The 4,254-nt window shown below is 63.4% G+C and carries 3 protein-coding genes; all 3 read right to left on the bottom strand.

Going from position 1 to position 4,254, the window contains the following annotated elements; genetic code table 11:
- Window positions 1-4: 4 nt before the first annotated feature.
- From MHN28_RS24615 to MHN28_RS24605, 3 genes are read right to left on the bottom strand one after another with little or no spacing between them, the layout of a single operon-like run.
- Window positions 5-1,420: a polysaccharide biosynthesis/export family protein gene (locus MHN28_RS24615; protein ID WP_239345667.1), complete on the bottom strand. Its 1,416-nt coding sequence runs from the start codon at window positions 1,418-1,420 to the stop codon at window positions 5-7.
- On the bottom strand, window positions 1,410-2,051 hold the full coding sequence (locus MHN28_RS24610; protein WP_239345665.1) for a YjbF family lipoprotein: 642 nt from the start codon (window positions 2,049-2,051) through the stop codon (window positions 1,410-1,412). Before MHN28_RS24610 ends, MHN28_RS24615 begins: the two co-directional genes overlap by 11 nt.
- Window positions 2,048-4,099, bottom strand: coding sequence for a YjbH domain-containing protein (locus tag MHN28_RS24605; protein WP_370645812.1), 2,052 nt, complete (start codon window positions 4,097-4,099; stop codon window positions 2,048-2,050). Before MHN28_RS24605 ends, MHN28_RS24610 begins: the two co-directional genes overlap by 4 nt.
- Window positions 4,100-4,254: the final 155 nt, after the last annotated feature.

The raw sequence follows: 4,254 nt of genomic DNA, 5'->3' as shown, positions 1-4,254 counted from the left end.
TTGTTTAGTTTACGGCAGCGTTTATGGGTGTTGTTATGAGCGATGGAGTGATTTGGCTGATTGTTCTGCCCCATCGTGTGACGGGGTTTTCGGCGATGAAGATGATGTCGTTGTTGCGCAGTTCGAACCGGGCGGCGAGGGTCAGATGCGCGGCGTTTGTGGTGTCGAGGTGCCAGGCTGTGATGGCGCCGAACTCGCGCGGGTCCTGGGCGGCGCGCAGGACGTAGACTTCGGAGGCGTCGCCGGTTTCCTTGGCCACGCCGCCGCCGGTGTCATAGAGCGCATCGGCCAGAGTGGCATGGTGGTTGAACGGCAAGGCATAACGACCCTGGGTGCGAACCTCGCCGGACAGGTAGACATAGTCGCGGTCGACGGCATCCAGTTCGATGGACTGGACGAAGTTGTCGCGGCGCTCGGCCAGGTCATCGCGGCGCAGGTTGACGGCGACATTCAGCTCTTGCAGGGCGGTCTGGCGGCCTTCCAGCACGGTATCACGCAGCTGGATCTGCTGGGCGAAGTAGCGCTCGGCACGGTCCAGATCATAGTCGGTGTCGACGAAGACCGAGTCATTGGCGATCAGGTTGAGGTTCTGCAATTCGGTGCGCGAATAAAGATCTTCGAGCGGGATCTGATACACCTGCCCGTCGCGGTAGATACGCACCGAGGAGTTGTCGATATCGCTGACCGAGACCGACCCTGCGGCGGACAGCGCCTCGCCCAGGGTCAGTTGAGTCAGGGTGATGGGCTGTACGCCCGGCTGACCAACGGCTCCGCCGACCGAGACGCGGCGGGAGTTGAACTCGGCGATCTCGAGGCTGAATGTGGGGTCGATCTGGTTCTCCACCAAACGCTGGAACAGCAGCGCTTCGGCCTCGTCCACGGTCAGGCCGACCAGCCGGACGCGGCCGACATCGGGAATGTTGATCGAGCCGTCATCCTGCACGGTATAGCCGTTGCGGCTGTTCTGTGCGGCCAACAGGCCCGACAGCTCTCCGGCGGTGCCTTGGGTGGATGGGGTCGACAGCACCAGAACGTCGCCGATGCCGATGGTGTAAGGCCCCGGGTTCACCTGCGGCGGCGGGTCCAGCCGCAGCCCGGCGCGTGATCCGTCCTGGGTCGAGGGGGCCTCGGGCAGCGGGCCGGTGCCGCGCAGGCTGGTGGAGGAGCCGGACCCGGCCGACAGGCCGAACACCGAAGGCAGCGTCTTGGGGGAATAAGGCGAGCGATTGGCCACCAGAACGGTCTCCGGCGTCACCGGCACAACGCGAACCTTGCCGGCATCCGAGACCCCCGCAGTCACCGAAGGGCTGCGGTAAATGGTCGAGCAGCCAGCGATCAGACCGGTCAGGGCCAGCGCACTGAGGAGAAGTGGGAAATGGCGCACGATACGGCCTCCGCTGCCTAAAGTCTCAGCTGTCATCGGGAACAGCCTTTATGAACATGTTGCCCAGGAAATCGCCGGTCCATTGCGAGGACTGGACGATGCGGCCTGTGCTGTTTTGCACCCAGTAAACGTTGATAAAGCGCTGCGCCACCCCGTAGCATTGCTCCTGCCGTTTTTCCGTTGCGACGGGGTTACCGCGCAGCAAAACGGTCTCAGGGCCCAGAGAGGTGATCCGGCATTTATAGGCGTGCAGCTCAATCTCGTCATTGCCGTTGAGAAAGCTGTGGAACCGTTCGACCTGGCCAGAGCCACCGTTCAGGATCAGACCGGCGCTCTGGCGGATATCCGACCCGCTCAGACCGCCGCCAAAGCCCAGGGCCGAGGTCAGCATGCCATGTTCCAGCGTAATGGTGGCGCCATCCGCGGTCAGCCAGGTCTGAACGCCGGCACGCTCGGTCTCCAGCAGCATGATGCCACTGAGATCGCGGGTGGGGAAGCCGACCTCGAGCCGGGGCGGGAGCGGGCGGCGGGCGGCCAGTGCCTCGGCGCGCGGGTGGAACCGGGGCGCGTTGGGAAACAGCGTGCCCCGCAGCAGATCGACATCTTCCTGCGCTTCGCCGCAGGAGATCAGAAGCAGGGCCAGGCAGATGGACCGCAGCGCTTTCATCGCCAGAACCTCCCCCAACCGCGGGACAGGTCCTGTGACCGGGCTTCGCGGGTCACTTCATAAAGCCGGTTGCGCACGTGCAACCGCGCACCGCCATCGCGCAGAACCGGGCGGATGGTCTGGCTGATCTTGTTGCGCGACGGGCGCCCGGTCAGCCACGAGACGGGGATTTCCAGCCGGATACCCTTGTCGAACGAGCCTTCGCCGAATTCTTCGGAACTGACATTGGTCAGGGTAAAGAAGGCCCCCACCTTGAAGCCGTTGTTGAACTCACGATCCAGCGAGAAGGTGGCGCCATAATCGCCGGCCAGATAGCGCCCGACATCGACCTGCGCGTGGTAATCGCCGGGCAGGTCGTAATAGGCCGAGACATGACCCGTGGCGACGGAATAGTCCTGAAAGCCGAACAGGACGTCAAAATCACGCTGGGCCACGTAGTTGGCCTCGACCCCAAGCGCCAGCCGGCTGTCGGTGGGGTACCAGAGCAGTTCGCCCGAGAACCCGCCGAACATGGTCTCGAGATAGCCCAGCGTGGTGCGGGCATAGAAGTTGGTGGCCGGGCGCCACATGTACTCGGCGGTCAAATGCTCGATCCGCAGGTCGGACTCGCGGGCATAGAGGTTCCAGTCCGAGCGCACATGCGGCAGGGTTGAATCCGAGGGTCGGGTGCTGTCGTCCAATGTGCTGAGGATCGGCAGGCGCAGCCCGGTCGAAAAGGTCAGGCCCGGCGTTACGGTGTAATCCAGCCCCAGCGCGGCGCCCAGCTCGTACCGCAGCGGGTCGTCGGGATCGAAGAACGAGAAGTTCAGATAGGGCCCGAACCGGTACGAGAAATGCGGATACGCATCGCTGAGGATGCCCCCTTCGATCAGCGGGAGCGTGTCCGAGATCTCGGCCCGGGCAAAGCTGCGCCAGGCATTGTCGGGATCGTGCTCCAGCTCGTAGAGGTCGTCGCGATTGACCCGCACCGCACTCAGCGGCACGCCGTCCGACATCAGCGCGATGTCGAAATGCTCGGTCTGGGGCGGCTGTTCGTTGGCCAGCACGCGGGCCGTGCGGCCAAGGGCCTGGGCGGCCTGGTTATAGCGGTCGTTCTCGACCCCGACCCGGACGGTATCGCCGGTCTCGGACAGATAGACCAGCCGCAGCCCTTCCTGATTCAGCGCCGCCTGCATCCGGTCCCGAATGTCACCGGTGCTGCGGTCTGCGGTTGCGGCAGCAACCTGGGATCTGGGCCGCAGGGGCGGCGGGGCGGCACCCTGCCCGCCCGGCGTCACCGCCTTGCGCGGATCGACGAAGTAGCTGTAGGTCAGCCCCAGCGTGGTGCCATAGAGGTAAGACGTGGTCAGCTGTGACCCGTTCCTGAACCGGTACTGCACCCCGACATTGATCGGCGAGCGGACGTCAAAGCCGATGTCGTCGCGCTCCCGGGTGTAGAGGTCCGGCGAGTATTCTGCCAAAAATGTCAGTCTATCATTATACTGCCAGCTGGCGCCGCCAAACAGGGCCGCGTCGCCCCGGAACCAGTTGCCGAATTCCAGTTCACCGCCTTCGCCGTTCGAGTTTGACGAAGGCCGGGTGTCGAACCGGCTGCCGAATATGCCCAGCGGGTTCGAGAACGCACCGCGTCCGGCCATGCGTCCCCAGCCGATGCCACCGGTCAGTTTGAACCGGTCGCGAATTGTCTTCGTGGCCACGAAATACTCGGCCGCATAAATGCCGGTACCGCCGAAATCGCGCAGCCCCATCACGATGGCCGGGCCGTGCTTGCTTTCTTCGCGCAGCCGGAAATGGACATCAAAGCTGCGGTCGTAGCGGTCGCCATCCGCGCCGTCCAACCCATTGATGACGGCATAGCGGAAACTGCCATGAACCCAGGGCAGCAACTGGAAGGTCATCGTCGCCCGCCCGGTATCCCTCAGCCCTGCGGCCGTGAAAACCAGCATCCCGTCATCAAACATCTCGGCGGTCGGAACCTCAAGCAGGCCGGGCGTTCCATAGGTCGACACAGACTGCGCCTGCGCCATACCGGTCGCAACCGCACACACCAGGGCCAACAGGCCTTTCCGCCTCAGGGATACCGCTCGAATCTTCACGTCAACATGTCACTTTTTTGCGACTGACTAGCGACTTTCCAAAATAACGTCCCGCGACAAATCCACCAAAATAAACGTTCAATAAAAAATGTGCTCAAAATGCAATT

Origin of the sequence: Ruegeria sp. Ofav3-42, from assembly GCF_022347725.1 — a bacterium.
Lineage (GTDB): Bacteria > Pseudomonadota > Alphaproteobacteria > Rhodobacterales > Rhodobacteraceae > Ruegeria.
Note: the sequence above shows the minus strand (reverse complement) of the source record. Positions and strands in the feature narration are given on the sequence as shown.

Bases quoted from the DNA above. Each gene is read 5' to 3' on its own strand.
- MHN28_RS24615 (WP_239345667.1), bottom strand. From the start codon at position 1,420: ATGACAGCTGAGACTTTAGGCAGCGGAGGCCGTATCGTGCGCCATTTC.
- MHN28_RS24610 (WP_239345665.1), bottom strand. From the start codon at position 2,051: ATGAAAGCGCTGCGGTCCATCTGCCTGGCCCTGCTTCTGATCTCCTGC.